Source organism: Enterobacter cloacae complex sp. SHL018, from assembly GCF_049237905.1.
Lineage (GTDB): Bacteria > Pseudomonadota > Gammaproteobacteria > Enterobacterales > Enterobacteriaceae > Enterobacter > Enterobacter hormaechei_C.
Map to the genome: position 1 here is coordinate 655,331 of NZ_JBMKJE010000002.1, position 26,788 is coordinate 682,118.

Consider the following 26,788-nt stretch of genomic DNA (forward strand, 5'->3'; position numbering starts at 1 on the left):
CCGCAGGCCTGATAAGCGAAGCGCCATCAGGCCTATAAACTACGTATCCAGCAAGCGGGCGCGTACCTTCACCACGACTTTCTTTATCTCGCCTGGCTCAAGGATTGCGCATCCTGGCTTATGTGGCTCTCCCGGCATAAATACGGCGCACATCCCCGGCCGGAGGGTGACACACTGTTCACCTGCAATCTCACTGCACAACTGATAATCTTCTTCAGGATGAAAATCTTCACGCTGGCGTGCCGAGCCCGTCACGCCAAAGAGGATGCGCTCTTCTCCCGTCAATAACACCTGGATATCAATATATTGCTCATGCAGTTCCGCTTTCTTCTGGTCTGGAAACTGCGTGGCAAACGTCATCACGTTCATGAAGATATCCTCACCGCGAAGCTCATAACGTCCTGCCGCTTTTTCCAGCGGACGGGCAGCCAGCGCGAGGGTTAGCGCCTCCAGAAGAACGGGATGCAACCCCGTGGAGGGAAGCGTCCGAATCTCACCAAAAAACATCATCTTTCTCCCTGAGCTAACAGCGCCGCGCCCAGTAAGCCCGCATCGTGTCGATAGTGCGCGGCGGTTAATTCAACGTGATAAACAGAAGGATGCTCCTCAAGATACGCGCGGACCCGCGCCAGATACCCTCCTGCCAGCCCGATGCTGCCGCCAATCACCACGCGCTGGCAGTCCATCACCGCTTTCGTGTCGGCAATAAGCCGCGCCATTACCTGTGCAGAACGTTGGACCAGTTCCGCCGCCTGTTTATTTCCCTCTGCCGCGCGCGCAAAAATCGTTTTTGCATCGCATCCTGCAAGCTCTCCCCTGGCTGCGGCGGCAATACCGCGACCAGACGCGATGGCTTCCACGCACCCCACGCGACCACAGCCGCATTGCGGGCCGTTTGGATCGGCGAGCGTATGCCCAAGATGCCCTGCCAGTCCGCCGCTTCCGGTCACGAGTTTCCCGTTACTGACTACGCCGCCCCCCACGCCCGTTGAAACAGTCAGGAATACCATGTCTTTAATTTCCTTCGCACTAACGTGATATTCCGCCCATGCCGCAGCCTGAGCATCATTGATCGCCAGGGTCGGCAAACCAGCAATGTCTTCGAGCGTCTGCACCAGCGGAAAATGGTGCAATCCTCCGAGATTTTGCGGGTTAATCGCCAGCAGATTGCCGTCCTGAATGATTCCGGTTGAGGCAATGGCCGCACGCGTTGCCTGGGTCTGTAACGGCTTGACCAGCTCAGCCAGCGCCTCACGCAGCGCGTCAGGCGTCTTACTGGCGGGCGTAGGGCATTCGCGTCGCGCGTGGATCTGTAAACCGTCATCCACCAGGGCGGCGGCAAGTTTAGTTCCACCTATGTCTATCGCCAGTGTCGTCATAGCACCGCCCCGCTCGGAAATGTTTTTATCCCGTTGTGACATACCTCATCCCTTACGAATGTGCCCGGTACAGGTCCGGGCAAGCGGATTAACTTTTGCTTTTCGCTAAAGCGCTTTTATCGCCGCCAAACGGGACGGCTCCGCTGAAAGGTTTACCGTCAATAGCGTCATGCGTACGCAGGGCTTCTGGCCTGATCCAGCGCTGAACGCGGGAGGGCATATCCAGACCAATAAGCAAGATCACCACAAACGTCAGGCCAAAAGAGAGCGATCCCAGGGCCGTGCCCAGCGCCATATCCTGCGACAGCAGCGCGCCAATCACCGGGGCAATCGCGCCGCCCAACGCGCCAACGTTGTAGGTAAAGCCCAGACCCGCCGCACGCTGGTCGGTATCGAAATAGCCACCGATGAGTTTGGGTAAGATCCCGGAGATCCCCTGCCCCAGCATCTGCTGGAAAAAGAGTAACAAGCCCAACACCCAGACATTGGCGCCGCCGATCGCAAAGACGGGAACAATCAGGAGCTGTGAGGCCAACAGGCTACAGACATAGGCCTTGCGGGTGCCAAGCCAGTCACCGAGAAAACCACCCACGCAGCAGCCTACTGCCGCGCCGAAGCCGCTAAAGAACAGCACCTTCGCCACCGTTGAGGGATCATAGGCCAGGTCGGTTTTCAGATAAGTGGGTAATAGCGCCTGAATCGGCCAGGAGTAGAGAAAGGCGAAGAGCACGACAACCATCAACGTGACGCCCGTCGGCCAGCGTTTACCGCTGCTTTGCACCATAAAGCTGATAAAGACGATGGCGCACAGCAGGCCGAGAATAACGACCAGCCCCGCGTTGTTGAGTTCGCCTGCAAAACAGAACCACAGCGCCGTACCGGCAAACAGCGTCATCGCCATATTGATGACGCGGTATTTGCCGCGATACAGAATATCAACCATGGTGCGCACCGGGGCTTTGCCTTCGTGCTTCGCTTTCCAGTCCTCAGCTTCCGGAATATTTTTCCGCAGCCACAGGGCAAAGACGATGGGCAGAATGCCGATAAAGAACAGCGCCCGCCAGCCCCAGACGGGCACGACAAGGCTGTAGACCTGGGCCGCAACCACGGCGCCGACGGAGAAACCGGAAATCAGAAAACCACTCGCCTTGTTGCGCAGGTGCTTTGGCCAGCTTTCAATCACATAGGTTGCGCTGGAGCCATATTCCCCCGCCATCCCCATGCCTATCACCATGCGGGCGATAAACAGGGTGACGTAACCCGGCGCAAAACCGCAGGCCAGCGTACCGCAGGAAAAGAGCACGATGCTGGTGATCATCGCCAGCTTGCGGCCATAGCGGTCGCCCATGGCGCCCAGCAGCAGGCCGCCGAACCAGCGCGATATAAAGGCCGCCGAAATCAGGCTCGCCGCTTCCACTGTCGTCAGGGCAAACTCGCTTTTTATTTCTGTCAGGACTAAGGCTATCAATACAAAATCGAAGCCATCAAGCAGATATCCCAGCCAGGCGGCGGAGAAGGCGCGCCACTGAGGACGGGTAAGATGGCGGTACCACGGGATGCTTTGGGTAGACTTACTCATTTCACTCTCCCGACGATTTCTCTGTCGTTTTGCCGGATGGCGGCTGCGCCCCCGGCGCTGTGTTAGCGTTTTTCCGCCATTAACTGCTCCGCCAGCGCTTTCAGCGCTGGCACGAATTTTTCATCCACAGGGGCAAACGGCTTACGGCACAGCGGCACGGATACCACGTCCATATAGTGCAGAACCGTTTTCAGACCACGGAACACCCCGGCTTTAATCAGCAGATCGATCACCGTGTTGCATTCGCTTTGCAGGCGCTGTGCGGTGGCGTTATCCCCTTCACGAACCGCTTTAGCGATCGCCTGGTAGCGCCAGCCCATAATGTTGTAGGTGCTGCCGATCCCCCCGTCCGCGCCGGCCAGCAGGCCGGAGGCGAAGATCTCGTCATAACCGTTGTAGAGCACCAGATCCGGATGTTCACGACGGATCTGCTCCATCTGGAAGAGATCGCCGGAGGTTTGCTTCAGCGCGCCGACGCCGGGCAGCGTTACCAGCGTGTTGATCTGATCCAGCGTTAACTTAACGCCGCTTAGCGCAGGGATGTTATAAACCACCATCGGCAACCCCTCCGCGGAGTCAATAATTGCACGGTAATGATCGCAATGTTCTTCAAAGCTAAAGGGATAGTAAAACGGTGTGACGGCGGACACAGCGTCAAAACCGACGCGGGCGGCGGCCATGGCTAACTGCTGGCTTTCCGCCGTGCTGACGCAGCCAACATGGGCGATGAGCGTGATTTTCCCCTTCGCCTCTTCCGCCACAATCTCCATCACCTGCTCTCGTTCCGAAAGGCTCTGTACAAAGGCCTCCCCCGTTGAACCGCCGACGTACAGCCCATCGATACCCTGTTCAATATTGAACCGCACCAGACGGCGCAGGCTTTCTTTATCCAGCATCTGCTCAGAGTTAAACGGGGTCAGGAGTGCGGCCATTACGCCGCGTAATTGCGTTGCCATAGTTACCTCAATCGATCGTGTGTTTGTTATAACGACATACCTTTATACCTGTTATACCAGATCAATTAAGCAGCAGTAGAATACAGAACGCTTATATTGCGATCTGCTTCACTAAAGGATCGTTATTTTTTGGCTTTTGAATGCTGGCCGAAAGCGTGCCAGGTGGCGGAGACGCTGTTAAGGTGAGTTTGCAACGCCCGATCCGCTTCATCGGGATCGCGGCGGCGGATCGCATCCACAATTGCGATATGCTGGCGATAGCTGACTTCATTATGCTGATAAAGCTCTGCGTCCGGCACTTTAGGACGCGCCGCAATTAACCAGTCAAGCAGCGCAACGTGGATCGCATTGAAGATCGGATTGCCGGGGATCTCCGCCAGCACGCGGTGAAAATCGACATCGGAACGAATAAATAGCGTGTTGTCATCCAGGGACTGGCTGTTGATCTCCAGGGCTTTCGTGAGCTGCGCAATCTGATCGTCAGTGGCATATTCTGCGGCATAACGAACAAGGCTGGATTCAAAGAACAGGCGAAGCTGCTCGAAATGGGCAATACCGCCGGGCTGGGTCAGAAAGTCTTTCGCCATTCCCGACAATTCATTGATGATGGTATCGGCAGACGGCATGGTTACGCGGGCACGTTCACCGTTGTTAATCTGCACCAGCCCTTTACGCTTTAGCGCCGCCAGCGCTTCGCGCACCGAGGGGCGACCCACGTTGAAGAACTCCATCAGTTCGCGCTCGGAGGGTAACTGCTCTCCCTGGGCAAATTCCTTCCGACGGATCATCTGCTCCAGCTCTTCTTCCACCATATCAGACAGTTTTTTGCGCGCCAGCGGCCGACGGCGCAGGCTGCGACCAATGGTTTCATCAGAGTTTTCAGCTTTAAGATCAGTCGGTTTCATTGCAGTCCGGTGCCATTGAAGGAAAACAGTTCATCATAACACAGGAAATTAGAGGGGGCGAAAAGGGACCGAAAGCAAAACAGGCCCGTCGGGCCTGTTTGTTTATTTCACAACGCGCAGTGCGGGACGACCACCGCGTGGTGGTGGCTCGTCATCCGGATCGGTGTCGTCATTATGATCGGGTTTATCGCCATCGATGACAGACATTACCGTGTCGCTTTCGCGTTCATCGGATGCCTCATCATCATTCAGGCTGGCAACCTCTTCATCATAAGCCGCTTCCGGCTCAAACATGGTGCCCGCACCGTTTTCACGGGCGTAGATAGCCAGCACAGCTGCCAGCGGCACGGAAACCTGACGCGGCACGCCGCCGAAGCGCGCATTAAAGCGCACTTCGTCGTTCGCCAGCTCCAGGTTACCCACTGCGCGTGGCGCAATATTCAGTACAATCTGTCCGTCGCGCGCGTATTCCATTGGAACCAGCACGCCCGGCAACGTCACATCCACAACCAGGTGCGGCGTGAGCTGGTTATCCAGCAGCCATTCATAGAAGGCGCGCAGCAGATACGGACGGCGTGGTGAAAGTTGTGACATTTCCACAGTCATTAGCCTCGGCCGAGACGCATTTCACGTTCCGGTTCAGTTAAAGATGCCAGGAAAGAGTCGCGTTCAAAGACGCGAGTCATATAGCCTTTCAGCTCTTTCGCGCCAGGGCCGCTGAACTCTACGCCCAGGGTTGGCAGACGCCACAGCAACGGAGCCAGGTAGCAATCCACCAGGCTGAACTCGTCGCTCAGGAAGAAAGGCTTTTGACCAAAGACTGGCGCGATTGCCAGCAGCTCTTCACGCAGCTGTTTACGTGCAGCATCCGCTTCAGAAGAGGAACCGTTGACGATAACGTTCATCAGCGAGTACCAGTCTTTCTCGATACGCTGCATGTACAGGCGGCTTTCACCACGCGCAACAGGATAAACAGGCATCAGCGGCGGATGCGGGAAACGCTCATCCAGGTATTCCATAATGATACGGGATTCCCACAGGGTCAGCTCGCGATCCACCAGCGTCGGTACGCTTTGGCTCGGGTTGAGATCGATCAGATCCTGAGGCGGGTTATCCTTTTCCACATGCTCGATCTCAAAACTGACACCCTTCTCGGCCAGCACGATACGAACCTGATGGCTATAAATGTCAGTAGGACCAGAAAACAGCGTCATTACCGAACGTTTGTTGGCAGCGACAGCCATGAAAACCTCCAGGTATATTCAGAATTTTTACTGCTACCAGCCCAACGGGGCCAGCCAGATGATGTATCGCCCATCCCAGAGAAGACACATTGTTCAAGAATCGAACAAAAATCGAGTATTCACCGATATTTGGGCAGAAAATTGGATGATAGTTTACCAGATTTTGATGGCTTTGTGGTGAGGGGATTCCGGAAATGTGGAAAAAGAGAAGATATATGAAATGTTACTGTGGATAACCTGCGCATTATCCATAAAAAAACCCGCCGAAGCGGGTTTTTCGCCAATCGTTCTGCGTAAGCAGAATGGATTAACGTTTGGAGAACTGTGGACGACGACGTGCTTTACGCAGACCCACTTTCTTACGTTCAACCTGACGAGCGTCACGAGTAACGAAGCCAGCTTTACGCAGTTCAGAACGCAGGGATTCATCGTACTCCATCAGCGCGCGGGTGATACCGTGACGGATCGCACCTGCCTGACCGGAGATACCACCACCTTTAACGGTGATGTACAGATCCAGTTTTTCTACCATATCAACCAGTTCCAGCGGCTGGCGAACTACCATGCGGGCAGTTTCGCGACCGAAGTATTGTTCCAGAGAACGCTGGTTGATTACGATTTTACCACTGCCCGGTTTGATGAAAACGCGAGCTGCGGAACTTTTGCGGCGACCAGTGCCGTAGTATTGATTTTCAGCCATTGCCTATAATCCCGATTAGATGTCAAGAACTTGCGGTTGCTGTGCCGCGTGGTTGTGCTCGTTGCCTGCGTAAACTTTCAGTTTACGGAACATAGCACGACCCAGCGGGCCTTTTGGCAGCATGCCTTTAACCGCGATTTCAATCACACGCTCAGGACGGCGGGCAATCATCTCTTCAAAGGTCGCTTCTTTGATACCACCGATGTGGCCGGTGTGGTGGTAGTACATTTTGTCAGTACGCTTGTTGCCGGTAACAGCAACTTTGTCAGCGTTCAGAACGATGATGTAATCACCGGTATCAACGTGCGGAGTGTATTCCGCTTTATGCTTACCGCGCAGGCGACGAGCCAGTTCAGTAGCCAGACGGCCCAGAGTTTTACCGGTCGCGTCAACAACATACCAGTCGCGCTGTACGGTTTCTGGTTTAGCTGTAAAAGTTTTCATTAAAAGCTTACCCAAATAATAAGTTACACGTTGGTGAACACCCAAACGTTTAGTCAGTTGAGGTTCACACGACAAAGTCCGGCAAACCTACCCCTTCGAATAGCACATGCCGACACATAGAAAGTTTCGGGAAAAAAACCTTCTCGTAACGTGGGGTCGCAAGATTATAGAGAAGTTGAGGTCAAAGATCGACCCTTAAATGTGATTTGGAATGGGTTTTTCGGGGTCAGGTATTGTGCGGTCTGGTGCCCTCACCCCCAGCCCCTCTCCCACGGGGAGAGGGGAGCATTTATGGCATATGCTCGCGCTTGAGGTACTCTTCGCTCTGCATCTCTTGCAGGCGCGACAGGCAGCGCTGGAACTCAAACTTCAGGCGCTCGCCCTGATAAACCTCATATAAAGGCACCTCGGCGCTGACCACCAGCTTAACGTGGCGCTCGTAAAACTCATCTACCAGCGCGATGAAGCGGCGCGCTTCGCTCTCCATGAGTGGGGTCATAACGGGCACATCCCACAACATAACGGTATGGAACAGACGCGAAAGTGCAATGTAGTCATGCTGGCTGCGGGCGTCCACGCAGAGCGTTGCAAACGAGACGGCCAGCGTCTGGTTTTCTACGCCAAGCGTCGGCAACGGACGATGATTAATCTCCAGCGCTGGCGCGTTATCCCGCGGCGCTCCCGCCAGCGCCAGCCACAGTTTATCCATCTCGCGGGCTGTGTCGGCGTTCAACGGCGAAAGCCACAGGTGTGCCTGCGTTAATGTGCGCAGTCGATAATCGACGCCGGCATCGACGTTCATGATGTCGCAGTGCTGTTTGATAGCATCAATGGCCGGCAGGAAACGCGCCCGCTGGAGACCATTGCGATAAAGCTCATCCGGCGGGATATTGGAGGTCGCCACCAGAGTGATCCCACGCGCAAACAGCGCTTTCATGAGGCCCCCCAACAGCATGGCATCCGTAATATCGGAAACAAAGAACTCGTCGAAGCAGAGCACGTCCGTTTCCGCCTTAAAGCGATCGGCCACAATGTCCAGCGGGTCGGTTTCGCCCTGGAGCGCCGTCAGCTCTTCATGGACCCGCAGCATAAAACGGTGAAAGTGCAGGCGCTGCTTACGCGTGCCGGGCAGGCTCTGGTAGAACATGTCCATTAGCCAGGTCTTACCCCGCCCAACGCCGCCCCACATATATAAGCCACGAACCGGTGCGTTTACCGTGGGCTCTTTTTTGCCCAGTAAACGGCCGAATGCCGCCTTCAGCCCACTGCTCTGCACCGCATCGGCGGGTTTCGCCAGAAGTTCCTGATAAATCGTGTCCAGGCGGTTAACCGCTTCACGCTGGACATCATCCGGCTGGTGTGTGCCCTCGCTCAGGGCCAGTTGGTAACGCGATGAAGGGGACAGGTTTTGCATGATGTTGTTGTTATTCCTTTAGTTAAACCTCACCAGCGCGCGTGGCTGATGAAAAAAAGGCCGTTCTACACTACGCGATGATACGTCAGGATTCCACTTCTGCGGAAATAGCGGTTATAGTGGCATAATCAGGCACAGGCAGGAGCCGAGCCAACACCCTACGGAACAACAAGACAACGGGAGAAGTTCATGACCTGGGAATATGCGCTAATCGGTTTAGTCGTCGGCATCATCATTGGTGCTGTGGCCATGCGTTTCGGTAACCGCAAATTGCGTCAGCAGCAGTCACTGCAATACGAACTGGAAAAGAACAAAGCCGAACTGGAAGAATATCGCGAAGAGCTGGTCAGCCACTTTGCCCGTAGCGCTGAGCTGCTGGACAACATGGCGACAGATTATCGCCAGCTCTACCAGCACATGGCGAAAAGCTCCAGCAGCCTGCTGCCGGAAATGACCGCGGAGACCAACCCCTTCCGCAATCGTCTGGCTGATTCTGAAGCCGGTAACGATCAGGCTCCGGTTCAGATGCCACGCGACTATTCAGACGGCGCGTCCGGCCTGCTGCGCGGTGGCGTAAAACGCGATTAATCGCACAACCTGAATAAATTTTACGGGCGCACCTTATGCGCCCGTCCTTTCTTCCCGTCCCCAGCTATTATTTAGTCAAACACCTCATTGTTCAGCGGTTGAAAATTCAATAACATCAAGATGTTTTTGGGGCCGTTCTTTTTCATTCCAGGATACGAGAGTCAGCATCAATGAAGAAAAAAAACCAGCTGTTGAGCGCCTTAGCGTTAAGTGTCGGGTTATCTCTCTCGGCGTCCTTCCCCGCCAGTGCGGCACTGCCTTCGCAGGTGCCTGGACAAGAAGCCATTCCCAGCCTTGCGCCGATGCTTGAAAAAGTCCTGCCTGCGGTAGTCAGCGTTCAGGTGGAAGGGACGGCACGCCAAAGCCAGCGTATTCCTGAAGAGCTGAAGAAATATTTTGGCGAAGATGCGCCGGATCAGCAGGCTCAGCCGTTTGAAGGCCTGGGCTCAGGGGTGATTATCGACGCGGCTAAGGGCTATATCCTGACCAATAACCACGTGATCAGCCAGGCCGATAAAATCAGCGTTCAGCTGAACGATGGTCGGGAGTTTGACGCCAAACTGATCGGCGGTGACGATCAGAGTGATATCGCCCTGCTACAGGTGCAAAACCCCAGCAACCTGACCCAGATCGCCATTGCAGATTCCGATAAGCTGCGCGTCGGTGATTTTGCCGTCGCGGTCGGTAACCCGTTCGGTTTAGGCCAGACCGCCACCTCCGGGATTGTCTCCGCCCTGGGGCGCAGCGGCCTGAATCTCGAAGGGCTGGAAAACTTCATCCAGACCGATGCCTCCATCAACCGGGGCAACTCCGGCGGTGCGCTGCTTAATCTGAACGGTGAGCTGATCGGCATCAACACCGCTATCCTCGCGCCAGGCGGCGGTAGCATCGGGATTGGTTTTGCCATTCCGAGTAACATGGCGAAAACCCTGTCTCAACAGCTGATTCAGTTTGGCGAGGTTAAGCGCGGTCTGCTGGGCATCAAAGGCATGGAGATGAGCGCCGATATCGCCAAAGCCTTTAAGCTCAACGTCCAGCGCGGGGCGTTTGTCAGCGAAGTGCTGCCCAACTCAGGCTCTGCGAAAGCGGGCGTGAAATCCGGCGACATTATTGTCAGCCTGAACGATAAACCGCTGAGCAGCTTCGCTGAATTACGGTCACGTATTGCCACCACGGAGCCGGGCGCTAAAGTGAAGCTGGGCCTGATCCGCGAGGGCAAACCGCTGACCGTGGAAGTGACGCTGGACAAGAGCACCTCCTCTTCCGCCAGCGCAGAACAGATCTCCCCGGCTCTACAGGGCGCTACGCTGAGCGACGGTCAGCTTAAAAACGGCACGAAAGGCATTTCTGTCACTACCGTTGAGAAGAGCAGCCCGGCCGCGCAGGCAGGTTTACATCAGGACGACGTGATCGTGGGCGTGAACCGCACTCGCGTGCAGTCTATTGCCGAAATGCGTAAGGTGCTGGAGAGTAAACCGGCGGTCATTGCCCTGCAAATTATCCGTGGCAACGACACCCTCTACATTTTACTGCGTTAACCATTTGCGACTCCGGACATCGCCGCTGCGTGTGATGTCCGGATAACTCATGTTATGCTGCAAACCGTTCCTTTTTTAACGACACACGCATCATGCTTTTAAAGCTCTTTCGTTCAATTGTCATTGGTTTGATCGTTGCCGGTCTGCTGCTGGTGGCTATGCCATCTTTACGCCAGTTCAACAAACTGTCGGCTCCTCAGTTCGACAGCACGGATGAAACGCCTGCAACGTACAATCAGGCGGTACGCCGTGCTGCCCCCGCCGTGGTTAACGTCTATAACCGCGGGCTTAACAGTTCCGCTCATAACCAGCTGGAGATCCGCACGCTCGGTTCCGGTGTGATCATGGATGACCGGGGCTACATCATCACCAATAAACACGTCATTAACGATGCCGACCAGATTATCGTCGCCTTACAGGATGGCCGCGTGTTTGAAGCCCTGCTGGTGGGGTCGGACAGCCTTACCGACCTGGCGGTGCTGAAGATCAACGCCACGGGCGGTCTGCCGACAATCCCGATTAATCGCAAACGCACCCCGCACATCGGCGATGTGGTGCTGGCGATCGGTAACCCGTACAACCTGGGCCAGACCATCACTCAGGGGATCATCAGCGCGACCGGTCGAATCGGCCTGAACCCGTCAGGGCGACAGAACTTCCTGCAAACCGATGCCTCGATCAACCACGGTAACTCCGGCGGTGCGCTGGTGAACTCTCTCGGCGAACTGATGGGCATTAACACCCTCTCATTCGACAAGAGCAACGACGGCGAAACGCCGGAAGGGATTGGCTTTGCTATTCCGTTCCAGCTGGCGACCAAGATCATGGACAAGCTGATCCGCGATGGCCGCGTGATCCGTGGCTACATCGGTATTGGCGGGCGTGAAATCGCGCCGATGCATACGCAGGGCGGTGGTATCGATCAGATCCAGGGGATTGTGGTCAACGAAGTGGCGCCTGGCGGCCCGGCGGCCAACGCAGGTATCCAGGTGAACGACGTTATCCTTTCCGTCAACGGTACGCCAGCGGTCTCTGCGCTGGAAACCATGGACCAGGTGGCTGAGATTCGCCCGGGCTCCATCATCCCTGTTGAAGTCATGCGTAATGACAAGAAGCTGACGATTCAGGTCACCATCCAGGAATACCCGGCCACTAACTGACGGGCATAAAAAAACGGAGCTTAACGCTCCGTTTTTTTTACCGGGATAAGATCACTTGTTAACGAATTCTTCGCCCAGCGTAATGTCTTTCTTCAGCGTATCCAGCATGCCTTCCATCGCGTTTTGCTCAAACGCGCTCAGCGTGCCGATAGACTTACGCTCTTCAACACCGTTTTTACCCAGCAGCAGCGGCTGAGAGAAGAAGCGCGCGTGTTCACCGTCGCCTTCAACATAGGCGCATTCAACAACGCCTTTTTCGCCCTGCAACGCGCGAACCAGAGACAGGCCGAAACGTGCCGCCGCCTGGCCCATAGACAGGGTTGCAGAACCGCCACCCGCCTTCGCTTCCACCACTTCGGTGCCTGCGTTCTGAATACGTTTGGTCAGATCAGCCACTTCCTGCTCGGTGAAACTCACGCCCGGGATCTGCGACAGCAGAGGCAGGATGGTCACGCCAGAGTGACCGCCGATAACCGGCACTTCCACTTCCGTTGGCTGCTTGCCTTTCAGCTCAGCCACGAAGGTATTGGAGCGGATGATATCCAGCGTAGTTACGCCGAACAGTTTGTTCTTGTCGTAAACGCCCGCTTTCTTCAGCACTTCTGCTGCGATAGCAACGGTGGTGTTCACCGGGTTGGTGATGATCCCGATGCACGCTTTCGGGCAGGTTTCAGCAATCTGCTGAACCAGGTTTTTCACGATGCCCGCGTTGACGTTGAACAGGTCTGAACGATCCATACCCGGTTTACGCGCAACACCCGCGGAGATCAGCACCACGTCGGCACCCTGCAACGCAGGACGCGCATCTTCACCGGAGAAGCCTTTGATTTTCACAGCTGTCGGGATGTGGCTCAGGTCAACCGCCACACCTGGGGTTACCGGAGCAATATCGTACAGGGAGAGTTCTGAGCCTGAAGGCAGTTGGGTTTTCAGTAGTAGGGCAAGCGCCTGGCCGATACCACCAGCAGCGCCGAGGACTGCGACTTTCATCCTAAACTCCTTATTATGGTTAACTTAAGTATCTGTAACTCCGTTGCGGCGACCATAATTCAGCACGTCATTAATTACAATTTTCATCGCTAAAGAATTTGAGGTCGCACGTCTTTCGCCTTCACCTGAATACTATCGGGATGTAGGCAACAACGAATTAAGAGGGGGTTACAATACACCCTGCCACGCCACCAAAACAACATCATTTTGATAACATTTAATTTACTTTTAAGCTTATTTGCGCGGCGTGACCCAGGCATGTTTTCCGATAACGAAATCTGATAAAATCTCTCCCTTTCATAACATTATTTCAGCCTGGTGCCAGGTAGATAATTTGCATAAAAATTCATCCACATGCATAATAATGTTGTTTCTATCGTCATATTCCGGGTGACTTATGCGAAGCTCGTCTAAGCAAGAAGAATTAGTGAAGGCGTTTAAAGCGCTACTCAAAGAAGAGAAATTCAGTTCTCAGGGAGAAATTGTTCAGGCGTTGCAGGAACAAGGCTTCGACAACATCAACCAGTCGAAGGTCTCTCGCATGTTAACCAAGTTTGGAGCGGTGCGTACGCGCAACGCCAAAATGGAAATGGTTTATTGCCTGCCTGCTGAACTTGGCGTGCCAACGACCTCCAGCCCGCTGAAAAACCTGGTTCTGGACATCGACTACAACGATGCCGTGGTCGTGATCCACACCAGCCCGGGCGCAGCCCAGCTGATTGCCCGCCTGCTGGACTCGCTGGGTAAAGCAGAGGGGATCCTCGGAACTATCGCTGGCGATGACACCATTTTTACCACCCCGGCAAATGGTTTCTCGGTGAAAGACCTCTACGAAGCGATTCTGGTCCTGTTCGAACAGGAGCTGTAATTGTCTGCCCCGTAGCGCCTGGCTGCGGGGATCATTCTGCTCTTGCCTCGTTTTACCCTGCTTTTCTCTGCCTGCTACTTTTGCAAATAGTGCTTTTTACCGCCTGTTAACATTCATTCAGTGAATGATATGCCGCAAAATCGCACTAAAAATCAAATTGTCCTATCCCTTTGATTTACATAAGAAAAAACCACAAACCTCGCATTGTGACGCCCTTTTTTATGCATTCTCGTTATAAAAAATGAATTTTTTAACGCGTAATAACAGACGAAACCATTAGTCTGGTATTAATTTTTTGCGTGATTAGTGTATACTTGATTTTGTGATGAGGGTCACAGAACAAAGACCCCAGTAAAATAATTGACGAGGTAAATAATCATGAAAATTAAAACCACTGTAGCTGCCCTGAGCGTACTGTCAGTCCTGTCATTCGGTGCGTTTGCAGCCGACACCATCAATGCTGAACAGGCACAATCCCGTCAGGCTATCGGGACTGTTTCTGTTGGCGCCATCGGTACGTCTCCGATGGACATGCACGAAATGCTGAACAAAAAAGCGGAAGAACAGGGTGCGTCATCCTATCGCATCATCGAAGCGCGCAGTGGCGACCACTGGCACGCTACCGCAGAACTGTACAAATAAACCCTCGTCGTATCTCATCATACGACTTGCCCCTGACCTCCCGGTCAGGGGCTTTTTTATCACTGGCGCACGTTGAAACGCAGTTGCCCTTCCAGCTCCTCCTCCGCTTCATCAAACAATAAAATCAATGCACCAAAGCGTCTGCGTAGTTTTTCAGGCAGATGGGTAAATTCGATTTCCAGCGGTAACGGCAGACGATCGCCGGTAACCACATCCCACAGCATATCAAGATTGCTTACGCTGCCCCGCTCCAGGTCGAACGCCCGAATAAACTCGCGATAGAAGTCTTCCTGACTCTCAATTTCGTCAAAATCAAAGGTATAAATTTTCATTGCCAGCCACCCGGTACAGGCGGGCGGCAAATGCCGCCCTGTCTATTATAATCCCCCGATATGCAGGGTTTTGACTTCCAGAAACTCCTCCAGCCCCAGCACGGACCCTTCGCGGCCCAGCCCGGACTCTTTTACGCCCCCAAACGGACCCAGCTCGGTCGAGACCGCACATTCATTAATTCCGATCATGCCGCTCTCAATGGCCTGCGAGACGCGGAACACGCGCGAGAGATTCTGGGTATAAAAGTAGGCTGCCAGCCCGTAAGGCGTATTGTTAGCGCGCATAACCACTTCGTCTTCCGACGTGAAGCGGAAGCAAGCGGCAACGGGACCAAAGGTCTCCTCTTCTGCCAGCTTCATGCCTTCATGGCAGTCACCGAGTACGGTTGGCATCCAGAAGTTGCCGCCAAGTTCGTGCGGTTTACCCCCAGCCAGCACCGTGGCGCCCTTCGCTACCGCATCTTCGACGTGCTCACGGACTTTTTCGACAGCCGAAGGCTCAATCAGCGGGCCGACAACGACGCCCTCGTCCAGACCGTTACCCACCTTCAGCGCCTTCACCGCATCGGCAAGTTGATTGACAAACTTGTCATAGACCGTCTCCTGAATATAGAAACGGTTTACGCTGACGCAGACCTGCCCGGCGTTACGGAACTTATTGGCAATGGCGCCTTTGACGGCGGCCTCAATATCCGCGTCCTCGAAAACGATATATGGCGCATTACCGCCCAGCTCCATCGATACCTTTTTCATGGTCTCTGCGGAATTGCGAACCAGTGTTTTCCCGACGGCGGTTGATCCGGTAAACGAGATTTTGCGCACGTCATGGCTGGCCATAATGGCGTCACTAATTTCTGAGGTGCTCCCCGCGACCGCATTCAGCACACCATCCGGCACACCGGCCTGCTTCGCCAGCGTCAGCAGCGCAAAGGCGCTCAGCGGCGTGTTGTTTGCAGGCTTGATGACGCCGGTACATCCTGCTGCCAGCGCCGGGCCGAGCTTACGGGTGAGCATGGCCATCGGGAAATTCCATGGCGTGATAGCAGCAACCACCCCGACAGGTTCACGAGTGGCCAGAATACGGGAGCCGGGTTTAACCGGAGGAATGATTTCACCGTTGGCGCGCTTAGCCTGCTCCGCAAACCACTGAATGAAGCTGGCAGCGTAGTCCACCTCACCTTCAGCCTCTTTCAGCGGCTTGCCCTGCTCGGTAGTCATCAGCCGCCCGAGCCAGCTTTTGTTCTCGATAATCAGTTCATACCAGCGATAGAGGATCGTGGAGCGCTCTTTTGCCGTTTTTGCGCGCCATGCGGGAAAGGCCTTCGTCGCGGCCGCAATGGCCTCTTCGGTTTCGGCTTTCCCTGCTTTCGCCACTTTCGCGACCACCTCACCCGTGGCCGGGTTTAGCACATCAAACGTGGTGTCGAGTGTTTTCCAGATACCGTTGACCAGATACCCGGTCTGAAAAAGAATACTGTCCTGAAGAGCCTGGGTTGTCATGTGTCCTCCCTTCCTGAATGTTTGAACCTGCAAGAATAAGTATAGCCACAAAAAAACCGACGCTTTTGGCGTCGGTTTTCTCTTCATTAGCTGTCTGTCAGCGCATTCTGGTAGCGGTGCAGCATAAACACCAGCCGCTCTACCGGCTCGGTAACCTGCGGCGGCGCTTCCCAGATCCGCAGTTTCTCCTGGTAGATATCCAGTTCCTCCAGCAGTTGCTTAAAGTAGCGGCGACGTTTGTCATCACTGGATGCCGATATCACATGGTCCGCCGTTCGCCGTAGCTGGCGGTGGTAGGCGGACAAATCGTCGTTGATCGGCACTGGCGCGTTCCGCAGACGCTGGTGCGCGATAATCATGGTTAACGCCAGGCGGAAGCGGGCGACATCGCCCGGGAATTTATTCAACAACAGGAACAGCTGCTGATAGAGCGCCGGCAGGTGGTTCTCCTTACGCCGCGCGGTGTTGGTAGTCAATGACGATACGGCGGCCGACACAAACTGATTCAGCAGCACACGCCCTGTCCGCGCCTGAGAGTTATCCCGCACCAGCAGGATCACCATCATCGCCAGGAAACAGCCCACCAGCTGACCTAATGCGCTATCCAGGAACTGGCTGAAATGGAAGGTCATCGGGTTATCCAGCACGATGATGTTAATCGTGCACGCCAGCGCACCCAACGATCCCAGACGGCGTTTTTGTACCTCAATCCCGATAAAGAACGCCATCACCGCCAGGCTGATGCAGAGCAAAAGCATGCTTTGCTGCGTCGAGGGAATAATCACCAGGAAGTAGAGCGCACCAATGGGTAACGCCGCAATGGTGCCGTACAGAAAATCGATAGCAACCATGCGCGGGTTGGGCAGACGCATCGCCAGCGCGGTGACGACGGCAATCATCACCATCGCGCCGCTGCCGGACGTCCAGCCGGTCCACAGCCAGAACAGCGTGCCGAGTATACAAGCCAGGGTGGTACGCCAGAAATTAACCATCGCATGGTGGCGTTCGGCGGACTCCGGTTTGATCACCACTTCGCCCTGCAATACCTCTTCTTCCGCCGCACTGATTTTGGTGTTGCTAATCACGCCGCGTTTCAGGAGCAGGTAGCGCGTTGCGGCGCCAACCCAGGTATAAATGGTGACTGGCGTATCCCGTTCTCCTGTCCAGGCAATCACACGACGCATGCGTTTAAGCTGTCGATGCACGTCCTGCACCGTCTCCACGGGCTCATCAAACAGTTCGCGGAAAGTATCCGTTACCACTTCGGGGCGGGTGTTCTGAATCAGGTAGGTTTCACACGCCTGGGTGATCAGCGTTAACGAGACGGTATTGATCGCTTTCAGACGACGATTGGCCCGCTCCCAGCGGGAAGACTCCATGTTGAGATTACTGCGCATCCCTTCCAGCGCCTGCGTGCGGCGCACCAGCGCGCTCCAGGCCTTGTCGACCTCTTCGCTGTCGCCGTGCTTAATGCACAGCTGCATGAGCTGGTACTGGGCAACAATCAGCGCGTCCAGCTCACGATCGACTTCCTGCTTGATGGATCGCGGAGAGAAGAGCAGATCTGCGACAATCGCGCAGACGATACCAATGACAATCTCGCTACAACGTTCCACGGCGAACTGCGGAGCAAGCAGCGGTTCACTCTGAATGGTGATGATAATAATCAGCGCGGTATACCCCGCCAGACCCCAGGCGTACGAGTTCTCTACCTTCACCAGCGAAGAGACCCAGGTGCAAAAACCTGCCCAGATACAGCACACAATCAGCATCAGCAGCGGCGTGCGGATCATCAGGATGATAATGGTCAGGGCGGCGATACAGCCGATAAAGGTGCCGATAATACGCAGCATCCCGCGATAGCGAATTGCCCCGGAGTAAGGTTCGCCACCCGCCGCGAAGGCAGGACCGGCGGCGACGATCGCGGCGGTCAGAACGGCCCAGCGCGGCGTTTCAAGCTGGAAATGGAAGCCAACAAACAGCGCCAGCACAATGGCGCATGCCAGCTTCACGGCGAAGCGGATGTGCTGGCTGGCGATGGAAAAAATGCCCATAGCGATCAACCAAACTCGCGCAGGCGATGGGCGATTTGACGGAAGATAGAATCCTGGCTGGCATCACGGTCTTTTTCACCCGTGATCACCACCGTCGCGGTGGTGCCTGCGGGCCAGAGGTTGCTCTGCTGCTCATCCAGACGAATGCGTACCGGTACGCGCTGCGCCAGGCGAACCCACTCGAGGTTAGAATCGACGGTCGCCATCCCTTTTGTATCATTGGTACTGCTGGAGTTGGTCACCCCCGCGGCCACGCTGTCCACGGTTCCCTTCAGGACCCGGTTGCTGCCGAGCGGCGTGATTTCGGCGCGATAGCCCGGACGCACGCCTTCCAGCTTGGTCTCTTCCATATAGGCGAGGACGTAGAAGGAGTTCTGTTTCACCAGCGCCACGGCAGTTGAGCCGCGCGTGATAAACTCACCCGCATAGACGTTGAGGTTGGTCACCCAGCCATCGGACGGGGCGCGGATAACGGTACGTTCCAGATCGAGCTTCGCCAGATCGCGCGTCGCCTGCGCTTTTGCCAGCTGATGCAGCACGGTTTGCAGCACGTTATTAGACTGGTCAATCTCTTCCCGGGACATAGCCTGGATGCCCAGCTTGTTACGGCGACCTGCTTCACGGCGTTTTTCAGCGGCCAGCGCGTTGTAATACGCCACGTCGGCTTCCGCTTCTTCCAGCGCTTTTTGATAGCGCGGCTGGTCGATGGTGAACAGCACCTGATCTTTTTTCACCAGTTGGTTATCGTGGACGTTGACCGCCGTAATGAGACCGGCGACATCGGGCGCTATCGCGACCACCTCCGCGCTGAAACGCGCATCGCGCGTCCACGGGGATTCGGTGTAATAAACCCAGGCGCGAAAAATAGCGATGAACGCCAGGATGACCAGCGCCATAGTGATGGCAGTGCGGGAGATTTTTCTTGTTAGCGTTTTCACATCAACCTCAGACAAACATGCGCGATATTAAATAGAACAGGCAGCAATACAGCGCGGTATTGAACAATGCAGGATGCCAGACGAAATCATAAATCCCGGTAGGGACCAGCACCTTGCGCACCAGCCAGAAGATCGCCAGTGATAAAAGAAGCTCGAAAAATATCGGTGGGAACGACAAACCGAACACCACGATAACGGGAAACAGACTCATGTTGACCTTGATTAAAGAGAGTGCAGGTTACTGGATTTTTAAGCTCGCGCCGCCGCAGGAGAGCAAGAATTGCCGGGCGAGAGTGGCGCAGCCGTTATGTAATTAATAATATATTAACGTAACTGTTATGCTGTTATCTATCATATGTGATCTAAATCACTTTTAAGCCAGAGTGAATAATGGAACGTCTAAAACGCATGTCCGTCTTTGCGAAAGTGGTTGAGCAAGGCTCTTTTACCGCCGCAGCACGTCAGCTACAAATGAGCGTCTCATCCATTAGCCAGACAGTGTCAAAACTGGAAGATGAGCTCCAGGTGAAGCTGCTCAACCGCAGCACCCGCAGCATCGGGCTGACGGAAGCGGGTAAAATTTACTATCAGGGCTGCCGTCGAATGCTGCATGAGGTGCAGGATGTTCACGAGCAGCTCTATGCCTTTAACAACACGCCTATCGGCACGCTGCGTATCGGTTGTTCTTCAACTATGGCACAAAATGTTCTCGCTGCCATGACGGCGGAAATGCTTAAAGAGTATCCCGATTTAACCGTTAATCTGGTAACGGGCATTCCGGCCCCGGACCTGATTGCCGATGGGTTAGACGTGGTGATCCGCGTTGGCGCGTTGCAGGACTCGAGCCTGTTCTCGCGTCGACTGGGCAGCATGCCGATGGTGGTCTGCGCGTCGAAAAGCTATCTGGCACAGTATGGCGTGCCGGAAAAACCTGCCGACCTGAGCAACCACTCGTGGCTGGAATACAGCGTTCGGCCAGATAACGAATTTGAACTGATCGCGCCGGAAGGGCTTTCCACTAAACTGCTGCCTGAAGGCCGCTTCGTCACCAACGATCCGATGACGATCTCACGCTGGCTGGTGGCCGGAGCCGGGATCGCCTACGTACCGCTGATGTGGGTGATCAATGAGATCAACAGCGGCGTACTGGAGATCCTCTTCCCGCGTTACCAGTCCGATCCACGTCCGGTCTACGCTCTCTATACCGAGAAGGACAAACTGCCTCTCAAAGTACAGGTGTGTATTAACTATCTGACCGAGTATTTTGTCGAAGTGGCGGAGCTGTTTCAGGGGATGCGCGGCAGAAGAAAGGAGTAATAAAGTAATCGCTATAATCATATCTGGCATGAATATTCCCCGGATGGCACTCACATTCATCCAGGAATATTTCCGCCCTCCTCTCAGGAATGGCTAATTGACACTCCCGCCACCCGCCATTTACCTTATAAGCAGTCTGAACATCAGACTGTTATATATTTGTTACCAATATGAATAATAAAATGTATTTCGCAGGATGACGTTAAACAAGGAAAAGAGATGAATATATTCGAACAAACACCGCCTTCACGCAGGCGCTATGGACTCGCCGCGTTCATCGGTTTAATTGCAGGGATCGTCTCCGCTTTTGTCAAATGGGGAGCCGAAGTGCCACTTCCGCCACGCAGTCCCACCGATTTATTCACCGGCGCATGCGGACCTGAGCAATTAATAAGAGCCGCAAGCCAGATTGACTGCTCCCGCAATTTTTTAAACCCTCCCTATGTATTTTTACGCGACTGGCTGGGCGTTGCTGATCCTAACGCAGCCGTTTATACATTTGCCGGACATATATTTAACTGGGTCGGTGTGACCCATATTATTTTCTCAATCGTCTTCGCTGTTGGGTATTGCGTTGTTGCGGAAGTCTTTCCGAAAATTAAACTCTGGCAGGGTTTGCTGGCGGGTGCGTTAGCCCAGCTTTTTGTGCATATGATCTCCTTCCCGCTGATGGGTCTGACGCCACCGCTGCTTGAGTTGCCGTGGTATGAACACGTGTCAGAGATCGTGGGGCATCTGGTCTGGTTCTGGTCGATCGAAATCATTCGTCGTGACTTGCGTAACCGCATTACTCACGAGCCTGATCCAGAGATACCGCTGGGTAACTTACGTTAAAAAAAAGGCGCTACATCTGTAGCGCCTTTTTTAAGCATCCTAAGATCAGGCCGTGCCGCCCACCGTCAGATTATCCACTTTCAACGTAGGCTGACCGACGCCCACAGGCAGGCTCTGGCCCTCTTTGCCGCAAACGCCCACGCCGTTATCCAGTTTCAGGTCGTTACCGACCATGGAAATCTGCTGCATGGCCTCAATGCCGGAGCCAATCAGGGTTGCGCCCTTCACCGCTTTGGTCACTTTGCCCTTCTCAATCAGATACGCCTCTGAGGTAGAGAAGACAAATTTGCCGGAGGTGATATCCACCTGACCGCCGCCAAAGTTTGGCGCGAAGATACCGTAATCAACGGATTCGATAATCTCCTGCGGCGTGGACTGGCCCGGCAGCATGTAAGTATTGGTCATGCGCGGCATCGGCAGATGTGCGTAGGATTCACGACGGCCGTTACCCGTCGGCGCAACGCCCATCAGGCGCGCGTTAAGCTTGTCCTGCATGTAGCCTTTCAGTACGCCGTTTTCGATCAGCACGTTGTACTGACCCGGCGTACCTTCATCGTCGATAGAAATCGAGCCGCGACGGTCGAGCATGGTGCCATCATCCACCACGGTACACAGCTCTGAGGAGACAAGCTGCCCCATCTGACCGCTGAATACGGACGTCCCGCGACGGTTGAAATCACCTTCCAGGCCGTGACCGACCGCTTCGTGCAGCAGCACTCCCGGCCAGCCTGCGCCCAGTACCACCGGCAACGTACCGGCGGGTGCAGCCACGGCAGACAGGTTGACCAGCGCCATGCGCACGGCTTCTTTTGCCCATGCATCCGCGCGGGCTTCGCCGTCAACATCACCCAGGAACCAGTCATAACCAAAACGACCGCCGCCACCGCTGGAGCCGCGCTCGCGCTTGCCGTCGTCTTCAACCTGCACGCTGATAGAGAGACGCACCAGCGGGCGAACATCCGCCGCCAGGGTACCGTCCGTCGCCGCCACCAGGATCAGTTCATAAACACCGGTTAGGCTGGCAGAGACTTCCTGCACGCGTTTATCCGCCGCGCGAGCCACTTTGTCCACGCGACGAAGGATGTCCAGCTTCTCTTCGCGGCTCATGCTTTGCAGCGGGTCGATGCTGGTATAGAGCGCAGCGTGCTGCACTTCACCCAGCGTTTTCACCCGTCCGTCGCCTGTATCGCGCACAATGGTTCGCGCCGCCTTCGCGCTCTGCTCCAGCGCGGCCAGGCTTATCTGGTCTGCATAGGCAAAACCGGTTTTTTCGCCGCTGACGGCGCGCACGCCGACGCCCTGGTCAATGTTATAAGAGCCATCTTTAATGATGCTGTCTTCTAAAACCCAGGATTCGTGATAGCTCGACTGGAAATAGAGATCGCCGTAGTCGAGGCGGCGTTCGGTCAGTTGACCAAGAATGGAGAACAGGTCCTGATGGCTCAGGCCGTTCGCTGCGAGCAAATGTTCACTTACCAGGTTCAGACTCATCTATTGCTACTCGTTCGTTGCCGCCCGTGGCGGTATAAAGATCGTATTTATTGAGAGTGAGGCAATTACCTGCCCACGTCAAATCATTGCTGTGCTTCTTTGCGCGGCTGGCGCAGCACCTCATTAATCTGTGGTTTATCAACCGGCCCGGTAATGCGATAGCGCAGAATCGAGACTTTGCTCCAGAGCGGTCCCAGCACTTTACTGGCCGCAAACACCGCCGCCCCGACGATCGGATTGACCACAAAGGCTGCTGCAACGCCCACGCTTGCGGAAATCTCCGGCGCCACCACGGCTTCCATATCCAGCTCGCGGCGCACGAGATCCACTGACCCTTTCATCGCGATATCCGCTTCCAGGCCGTCCACCAGCGTGTCGTCGGTGTGCAGAACGCCGTCTTTGATCCACGCCGTGCTGCGAATGGAATCGTAGTAGAAACCTTCGCTGAAGGTGTCGCTAAAGTCGAAGCGCAGCTTGCGCAGCAACGCGTCAAAACTCAGCAGACGCAGGATCTGCCCGGCGCGCCCCGTGCTCACATCGGCAATCTCACCCTTACCGAAGTGGGTTTTCAGGATGCCGTTAAGCGAAGCTTCATCGGGTGTCCATGGCGCTGCGCGCCAGTGCAGATCGTAATTCACATCGAAGGACGATCCGCGAAGCGGCGTGCTAATGCCGAAGAAGTTAGCTGCGGCGTCCAGCTTGTTGCCTTTAATATCGCCTTTCAGCGAGGTGCGCTGTTCACCCGGTTTGTTCACCCATTCGCCAGCGGCAGTCATGCGGCCAAAGCCGGTATCCACCAGCCCACCAGAGAGGCTCAGCGTATTGCCCTGAATAGCAAAATCACCGTCGATACGGCCATATTTTTGCCCCCACAGCCAGCATTCCGCACAGCGCAACTGGAGATCGGGCCAGCCGCTGAAATCCACGCGCGACCTCCCACTGCCACTGACAGGAGAAGCGCTTGTCGACTCTGCTTTAGACGCCGTAAAGGTCGGATTGTAATAGAGGTAACGGATAGCAGCCTGCCATGGCGCGTGATCGCGCATGGTCAACGAACCGTTAATCTCACGCCCCTGCGCCTCGACCTTTGAGCCGTTTACCGTCGGCCGGGAGACAATACTCAGGTTGTTCCACTGCTGCCCGCCCAGCGTCAGCGCAGGCGTGCGCAAGGTAATGGACTGTGGGAACTGCGCCGTTTGGTCGACGTTTTGCCCGACACCTTTCTGGAACAGTGCCAGCCACTCTGCGCCATCCATCGGCGGGAGATTCAGTTCAACGCCCGCCTGCTCCGGCAGCGGCGGCGTGGTACGGCTGTCCGTCGTCCAGATCGCTCTGTCCAGCGTCAGCTTGCGGTTAAGCAGCCAGCGGCTGTTGAAGTGGTTTGTTCCACCAGCGTTTCCGGTTAAATCGAAGCTGTTAAGGTTGCCCGCAACCTTAACATTGACGGGCAATGCTTCACCGCTTTTCTTATTCAGCGGCGCGGGAAGTTGGCTGCTGAGGTTTTTCAGATCGCCCGTAATGTCGACGTTATAGCGCGCACCGGCATGATAAGGCAGGTCGATGGCGACCTTGCCATTCCATGACACCGCGCCGTCCACCGCATTTTCAATCGGCTTCGGCAGAACATCCATGCGTGACGGCTGCCAGTTCGCGTCCATATTGACCGCCACCTTGTAGGCTTTATCGCCCTCGGTGGTGGAGAAATCGATATTGACGGGTTGATTGAACCAGGTCGCTTTCAGCGGCTCACTTTTCAGCGTGCCGTTAACAAAGCTGAACTGACCGCTGAGTTTTTTCAGCGTGCTGTCCAGCGGCTTGATATAGAGGCTGTTGTTATTAAGGCTAACGTCGCCTTTGGCGGTGGTCATTTCACCGTCCAGCGGGATATCCAGATGTAAGCGAGCATTCACATCGCCATCTAACTGCAACTGCTGAAGGGTGGCTGCCAGGGAGTCTTTCAGCGGCGTATCTTCAAAGTACGGGCCAACCGCTTTACCTGGCCCCTTAATATCCGCATCAATCAGCAGTTTCTCTTTGGAGTAATCCGGGATGTTTGCCGTCAGGTTGCTTGCCGTTACGCCGCCCAGCGCAACGCTGTCCGTCTTCATCCACAGGCCGTCATTCAGGAAGTTGAGTTCAATATCCAGATTCTTCAGCGCCGGCCAGTCCGGCTGGAAGGCATAGGTGGCGTTGCGTAGAGGCACCAGAACCTGGAACTGGCCTTCGTTGTGCTTATACGGGAACAGGTGCGGGTTGCCGCCGTAGACCAGCGTGGCGTTATCCGCCTGGCCGCCCTGAATAGCGCCGCTGAGATAGTCCACCAGCGCTTTCCCCATCAGGTTTTCCGGGAAGTAGCGCCACGCCTGCGAACCGTCATCCGTGCTGATGCCCGCCAGAATACCCAACCACGGCTCATCGCCTTCAGGCTGTAGATAACGGAAATTACCGCGGGCATGTACCGCTTTGGCTTTCACATCGATATCGCGGCCATCGAGCTGAAAACCTTTGTCATTCTTCAGCCAGTTGAGGATGGCATTTCCCTTTTCGATCTCCAGTGGCGCACGGAAGACCGTTTCGTACGGCATTTTCGCGTCCTGCATTTCTGCCGTCAGCCTGCCGTTTTCCACGCTTCCTTCCAGTTTACCGCTGAAGTGCTCGGCACCCGGCAGCAGTTTCCACTGTTTCCATGCGAGATTTTTCCATACCGCCTGAAAACGCGTCTTTTCCGTAGCCTGGAGCGGAACATCCAGCGCCAGCCGGTTTATTTGCCCGCTCGGCTGCGTCGCCAGCCAGATTTCGCCCAGCTCCGGGGAGAGTTTTGCGGCCATTGAACGCAGCCCTTCGATCGCCGTCAGATCCAGGTTACTGGCGCGGATACGCAGCTCGTCGCTGCGTTTACCGTTTATCCCGCCGACGTCCTGCTCCGGCATCCACGCCAGCGTCAGCGCGCCGCGCGGCCAGGGTTTGTTATCCATGGAGATGCGCGTATCCGGTATAGCGAACTGCCAGCCGCCTTTATCCTGCGTCACGTGTGCGGTGAGGTTATCGACGGAAAGTTGATGCTGATGGTTTTCCCCTTTCCAGCTCGCGCCCCCCTGCTTAAGCCAGATATCGCCGCTGGCGAACGTCCCGTTCGTCAGGGTCATCCAGCCTTCCAGGCTGAAGCGCGCGGTCTCCAGCTGCATGTTCTGCTGTAACCACTCACCGAGCCACGGCTTCACGTCCACGTCGTCCGCCTGTAGCCACACCCTGCCGTTGTTCAGCAGGCCATTGTCGTCACGCAGATCCATCCGCACCTGCATAACGCCGTGCTGCCCGTTCAGGCTGGAGAGATTCACCTGCCCCTCGGCGCGGTGGCGATCTTTCCCGTTTAACCAGGTCAGCTGTGGGATCGCCAGCTCAGCGCGCTGGCCGGAAAGAGTAATAAAGCTCACTTCGCTGTCGCGCAGATCGAAATGATCGAACTGCCGCAGGAACAGATCGCTGATACGGCTGGTTTCCAGCCCCCGATCGCTGTCGCCGCTTCGCAGCGGCGTGTTAGTCATCAGCTGTAGTTGCCAGAAGGTGAGATCGCGAAACTGCCAGCGCAGATGCAGCAGGCTTTGCCAGACATCCAGCGCCAGGGTGACGCGTTTGATTTTGAGATGGCCGCCATCTTTCAGGCTGGCGCTGATATCCCGCGCATCAAGCGTCGGGCCAAAGTTCTGCCAGCTTGCCTCGATATGACTCACGTCCACCGGCAGGCCGGTGGCGGATTCGATTTTTGCCAGGATCTGCGGCCGCCAGCTGTCCAGATGCGGCAAGGCGAGACGCAACCCGCTCACGAGCAACGCGACAATCACGACCAGCGTTGCCCCTGTAAGCAGTAAAATCCCCGGCAATCGCCTCACGCGTCTCTCCTTGTCAGCCTTAAAT

The 26,788-nt window shown here is 55.4% G+C and carries 25 protein-coding genes; 7 read left to right on the forward strand and 18 right to left on the reverse strand.

All coding sequences use genetic code 11. The features are described from left to right. Positions 1 to 39 precede the first annotated feature (39 nt). The 10 genes from nanQ to zapE all read right to left on the reverse strand — a co-directional run bounded on the left by nanQ (position 40) and on the right by zapE (position 8,621). A complete protein-coding gene (gene nanQ, locus ACOTY5_RS12945) occupies positions 40 to 507 on the reverse strand; it encodes an N-acetylneuraminate anomerase (RefSeq protein WP_023295505.1) in 468 nt (155 codons plus the stop codon). Further along, entirely contained in the window at positions 507 to 1,379 is an 873-nt protein-coding gene (nanK, locus tag ACOTY5_RS12950; protein WP_026094341.1) for an N-acetylmannosamine kinase, read from the reverse strand. Before nanK ends, nanQ begins: the two co-directional genes overlap by 1 nt. An 88-nt stretch (positions 1,380 to 1,467) precedes the next feature. Beyond that, complete coding sequence (locus ACOTY5_RS12955) at positions 1,468 to 2,958, reverse strand: MFS transporter (RefSeq protein WP_015572000.1); 1,491 nt, start codon at positions 2,956 to 2,958, stop codon at positions 1,468 to 1,470. A 62-nt stretch (positions 2,959 to 3,020) separates the two neighbouring features. After that, positions 3,021 to 3,914: an N-acetylneuraminate lyase gene (nanA, locus tag ACOTY5_RS12960; RefSeq protein WP_017693901.1), complete on the reverse strand. Its 894-nt coding sequence runs from the start codon at positions 3,912 to 3,914 to the stop codon at positions 3,021 to 3,023. Positions 3,915 to 4,036: 122 nt separating this feature from the next. Continuing rightward, on the reverse strand, positions 4,037 to 4,819 hold the full coding sequence (gene nanR, locus ACOTY5_RS12965) for a transcriptional regulator NanR (RefSeq protein WP_045141588.1): 783 nt from the start codon (positions 4,817 to 4,819) through the stop codon (positions 4,037 to 4,039). A gap of 102 nt (positions 4,820 to 4,921) precedes the next feature. Further along, on the reverse strand, positions 4,922 to 5,419 hold the full coding sequence (sspB, locus tag ACOTY5_RS12970) for a ClpXP protease specificity-enhancing factor (RefSeq protein WP_026080566.1): 498 nt from the start codon (positions 5,417 to 5,419) through the stop codon (positions 4,922 to 4,924). 5 nt (positions 5,420 to 5,424) lie between these two features. After that, positions 5,425 to 6,063 (reverse strand): stringent starvation protein SspA, encoded by a 639-nt coding sequence (gene sspA, locus ACOTY5_RS12975; protein WP_003860438.1) that lies wholly within the window; start codon positions 6,061 to 6,063, stop codon positions 5,425 to 5,427. Positions 6,064 to 6,370: 307 nt separating this feature from the next. After that, complete coding sequence (gene rpsI, locus ACOTY5_RS12980; RefSeq protein ID WP_003860436.1) at positions 6,371 to 6,763, reverse strand: 30S ribosomal protein S9; 393 nt, start codon at positions 6,761 to 6,763, stop codon at positions 6,371 to 6,373. 15 nt (positions 6,764 to 6,778) lie between these two features. Then, positions 6,779 to 7,207, reverse strand: a complete 429-nt coding sequence (rplM, locus tag ACOTY5_RS12985) for a 50S ribosomal protein L13 (protein ID WP_003860434.1) — start codon at positions 7,205 to 7,207, stop codon at positions 6,779 to 6,781. Positions 7,208 to 7,496: 289 nt separating this feature from the next. Beyond that, on the reverse strand, positions 7,497 to 8,621 hold the full coding sequence (gene zapE / locus ACOTY5_RS12990; protein ID WP_017693899.1) for a cell division protein ZapE: 1,125 nt from the start codon (positions 8,619 to 8,621) through the stop codon (positions 7,497 to 7,499). A 189-nt stretch (positions 8,622 to 8,810) separates the two neighbouring features. On the opposite strand from zapE, the gene zapG reads away from it, so the two are divergent. From zapG to degS, 3 genes are all read left to right on the forward strand, one after another. Next, the gene (gene zapG, locus ACOTY5_RS12995) at positions 8,811 to 9,209 is read left to right on the forward strand and encodes a Z-ring associated protein ZapG (RefSeq protein WP_003860432.1); all 399 of its coding nucleotides are present in this window, start codon (positions 8,811 to 8,813) and stop codon (positions 9,207 to 9,209) included. A 170-nt stretch (positions 9,210 to 9,379) separates the two neighbouring features. After that, the gene (gene degQ, locus ACOTY5_RS13000; protein ID WP_023295506.1) at positions 9,380 to 10,747 is read left to right on the forward strand and encodes a serine endoprotease DegQ; all 1,368 of its coding nucleotides are present in this window, start codon (positions 9,380 to 9,382) and stop codon (positions 10,745 to 10,747) included. Positions 10,748 to 10,839: 92 nt separating this feature from the next. Next, complete coding sequence (gene degS, locus ACOTY5_RS13005; RefSeq protein ID WP_003860430.1) at positions 10,840 to 11,907, forward strand: outer membrane-stress sensor serine endopeptidase DegS; 1,068 nt, start codon at positions 10,840 to 10,842, stop codon at positions 11,905 to 11,907. 51 nt (positions 11,908 to 11,958) lie between these two features. Here the strand turns inward: degS and mdh are convergent, their stop codons facing one another. Then, positions 11,959 to 12,897: a malate dehydrogenase gene (gene mdh, locus ACOTY5_RS13010; protein ID WP_003860429.1), complete on the reverse strand. Its 939-nt coding sequence runs from the start codon at positions 12,895 to 12,897 to the stop codon at positions 11,959 to 11,961. Positions 12,898 to 13,294: 397 nt separating this feature from the next. Between mdh and argR the strand changes: the two genes are divergently transcribed. Both argR and yhcN read left to right on the forward strand, forming a co-directional pair. After that, complete coding sequence (gene argR / locus ACOTY5_RS13015; protein WP_003860428.1) at positions 13,295 to 13,765, forward strand: transcriptional regulator ArgR; 471 nt, start codon at positions 13,295 to 13,297, stop codon at positions 13,763 to 13,765. A gap of 378 nt (positions 13,766 to 14,143) precedes the next feature. Continuing rightward, complete coding sequence (yhcN, locus tag ACOTY5_RS13020) at positions 14,144 to 14,407, forward strand: peroxide/acid stress response protein YhcN (RefSeq protein WP_006812160.1); 264 nt, start codon at positions 14,144 to 14,146, stop codon at positions 14,405 to 14,407. Positions 14,408 to 14,466: 59 nt separating this feature from the next. On the opposite strand, the gene ACOTY5_RS13025 is transcribed toward yhcN, so the two are convergent. The 5 genes from ACOTY5_RS13025 to aaeX form a co-directional block, all read right to left on the reverse strand. After that, positions 14,467 to 14,739: a barstar family protein gene (locus tag ACOTY5_RS13025; protein WP_003860424.1), complete on the reverse strand. Its 273-nt coding sequence runs from the start codon at positions 14,737 to 14,739 to the stop codon at positions 14,467 to 14,469. 45 nt (positions 14,740 to 14,784) lie between these two features. Continuing rightward, positions 14,785 to 16,239, reverse strand: coding sequence for an NAD-dependent succinate-semialdehyde dehydrogenase (locus ACOTY5_RS13030; RefSeq protein ID WP_017382714.1), 1,455 nt, complete (start codon positions 16,237 to 16,239; stop codon positions 14,785 to 14,787). An 86-nt stretch (positions 16,240 to 16,325) separates the two neighbouring features. Beyond that, positions 16,326 to 18,293, reverse strand: coding sequence for a p-hydroxybenzoic acid efflux pump subunit AaeB (gene aaeB / locus ACOTY5_RS13035; RefSeq protein ID WP_421631928.1), 1,968 nt, complete (start codon positions 18,291 to 18,293; stop codon positions 16,326 to 16,328). Positions 18,294 to 18,298: 5 nt separating this feature from the next. Beyond that, positions 18,299 to 19,231: a p-hydroxybenzoic acid efflux pump subunit AaeA gene (gene aaeA / locus ACOTY5_RS13040; protein ID WP_017382713.1), complete on the reverse strand. Its 933-nt coding sequence runs from the start codon at positions 19,229 to 19,231 to the stop codon at positions 18,299 to 18,301. Between the two features lie 7 nt (positions 19,232 to 19,238). Beyond that, entirely contained in the window at positions 19,239 to 19,442 is a 204-nt protein-coding gene (gene aaeX, locus ACOTY5_RS13045) for a p-hydroxybenzoic acid efflux pump operon protein AaeX (RefSeq protein ID WP_003860416.1), read from the reverse strand. Positions 19,443 to 19,621: 179 nt separating this feature from the next. Between aaeX and aaeR the strand changes: the two genes are divergently transcribed. Further along, positions 19,622 to 20,548, forward strand: coding sequence for an HTH-type transcriptional activator AaeR (aaeR, locus tag ACOTY5_RS13050; protein WP_045141589.1), 927 nt, complete (start codon positions 19,622 to 19,624; stop codon positions 20,546 to 20,548). 219 nt (positions 20,549 to 20,767) lie between these two features. Further along, complete coding sequence (locus tag ACOTY5_RS13055; protein ID WP_017382711.1) at positions 20,768 to 21,382, forward strand: YagU family protein; 615 nt, start codon at positions 20,768 to 20,770, stop codon at positions 21,380 to 21,382. A 45-nt stretch (positions 21,383 to 21,427) separates the two neighbouring features. Here the strand turns inward: ACOTY5_RS13055 and tldD are convergent, their stop codons facing one another. Both tldD and yhdP read right to left on the reverse strand, forming a co-directional pair. Beyond that, positions 21,428 to 22,873, reverse strand: coding sequence for a metalloprotease TldD (tldD, locus tag ACOTY5_RS13060; protein ID WP_045141590.1), 1,446 nt, complete (start codon positions 22,871 to 22,873; stop codon positions 21,428 to 21,430). Between the two features lie 83 nt (positions 22,874 to 22,956). Beyond that, on the reverse strand, positions 22,957 to 26,763 hold the full coding sequence (gene yhdP / locus ACOTY5_RS13065; protein ID WP_045141591.1) for an AsmA2 domain-containing protein YhdP: 3,807 nt from the start codon (positions 26,761 to 26,763) through the stop codon (positions 22,957 to 22,959). Between the last annotated feature and the right edge of the window lie 25 nt (positions 26,764 to 26,788).

Coding starts and splice junctions, on each gene's coding strand:
- degS (WP_003860430.1), top strand. CDS start 10,840: ATGCTTTTAAAGCTCTTTCGTTCAATTGTCATTGGTTTGATCGTTGCC.
- nanA (WP_017693901.1), bottom strand. CDS start 3,914: ATGGCAACGCAATTACGCGGCGTAATGGCCGCACTCCTGACCCCGTTT.
- ACOTY5_RS13030 (WP_017382714.1), bottom strand. CDS start 16,239: ATGACAACCCAGGCTCTTCAGGACAGTATTCTTTTTCAGACCGGGTAT.
- yhcN (WP_006812160.1), top strand. CDS start 14,144: ATGAAAATTAAAACCACTGTAGCTGCCCTGAGCGTACTGTCAGTCCTG.
- aaeX (WP_003860416.1), bottom strand. CDS start 19,442: ATGAGTCTGTTTCCCGTTATCGTGGTGTTCGGTTTGTCGTTCCCACCG.
- aaeB (WP_421631928.1), bottom strand. CDS start 18,293: ATGGGCATTTTTTCCATCGCCAGCCAGCACATCCGCTTCGCCGTGAAG.
- ACOTY5_RS12955 (WP_015572000.1), bottom strand. CDS start 2,958: ATGAGTAAGTCTACCCAAAGCATCCCGTGGTACCGCCATCTTACCCGT.
- ACOTY5_RS13055 (WP_017382711.1), top strand. CDS start 20,768: ATGAATATATTCGAACAAACACCGCCTTCACGCAGGCGCTATGGACTC.
- rplM (WP_003860434.1), bottom strand. CDS start 7,207: ATGAAAACTTTTACAGCTAAACCAGAAACCGTACAGCGCGACTGGTAT.
- sspA (WP_003860438.1), bottom strand. CDS start 6,063: ATGGCTGTCGCTGCCAACAAACGTTCGGTAATGACGCTGTTTTCTGGT.
- mdh (WP_003860429.1), bottom strand. CDS start 12,897: ATGAAAGTCGCAGTCCTCGGCGCTGCTGGTGGTATCGGCCAGGCGCTT.
- tldD (WP_045141590.1), bottom strand. CDS start 22,873: ATGAGTCTGAACCTGGTAAGTGAACATTTGCTCGCAGCGAACGGCCTG.
- ACOTY5_RS13025 (WP_003860424.1), bottom strand. CDS start 14,739: ATGAAAATTTATACCTTTGATTTTGACGAAATTGAGAGTCAGGAAGAC.
- zapE (WP_017693899.1), bottom strand. CDS start 8,621: ATGCAAAACCTGTCCCCTTCATCGCGTTACCAACTGGCCCTGAGCGAG.
- aaeR (WP_045141589.1), top strand. CDS start 19,622: ATGGAACGTCTAAAACGCATGTCCGTCTTTGCGAAAGTGGTTGAGCAA.
- nanR (WP_045141588.1), bottom strand. CDS start 4,819: ATGAAACCGACTGATCTTAAAGCTGAAAACTCTGATGAAACCATTGGT.
- nanK (WP_026094341.1), bottom strand. CDS start 1,379: ATGACGACACTGGCGATAGACATAGGTGGAACTAAACTTGCCGCCGCC.
- degQ (WP_023295506.1), top strand. CDS start 9,380: ATGAAGAAAAAAAACCAGCTGTTGAGCGCCTTAGCGTTAAGTGTCGGG.
- rpsI (WP_003860436.1), bottom strand. CDS start 6,763: ATGGCTGAAAATCAATACTACGGCACTGGTCGCCGCAAAAGTTCCGCA.
- zapG (WP_003860432.1), top strand. CDS start 8,811: ATGACCTGGGAATATGCGCTAATCGGTTTAGTCGTCGGCATCATCATT.
- argR (WP_003860428.1), top strand. CDS start 13,295: ATGCGAAGCTCGTCTAAGCAAGAAGAATTAGTGAAGGCGTTTAAAGCG.
- nanQ (WP_023295505.1), bottom strand. CDS start 507: ATGTTTTTTGGTGAGATTCGGACGCTTCCCTCCACGGGGTTGCATCCC.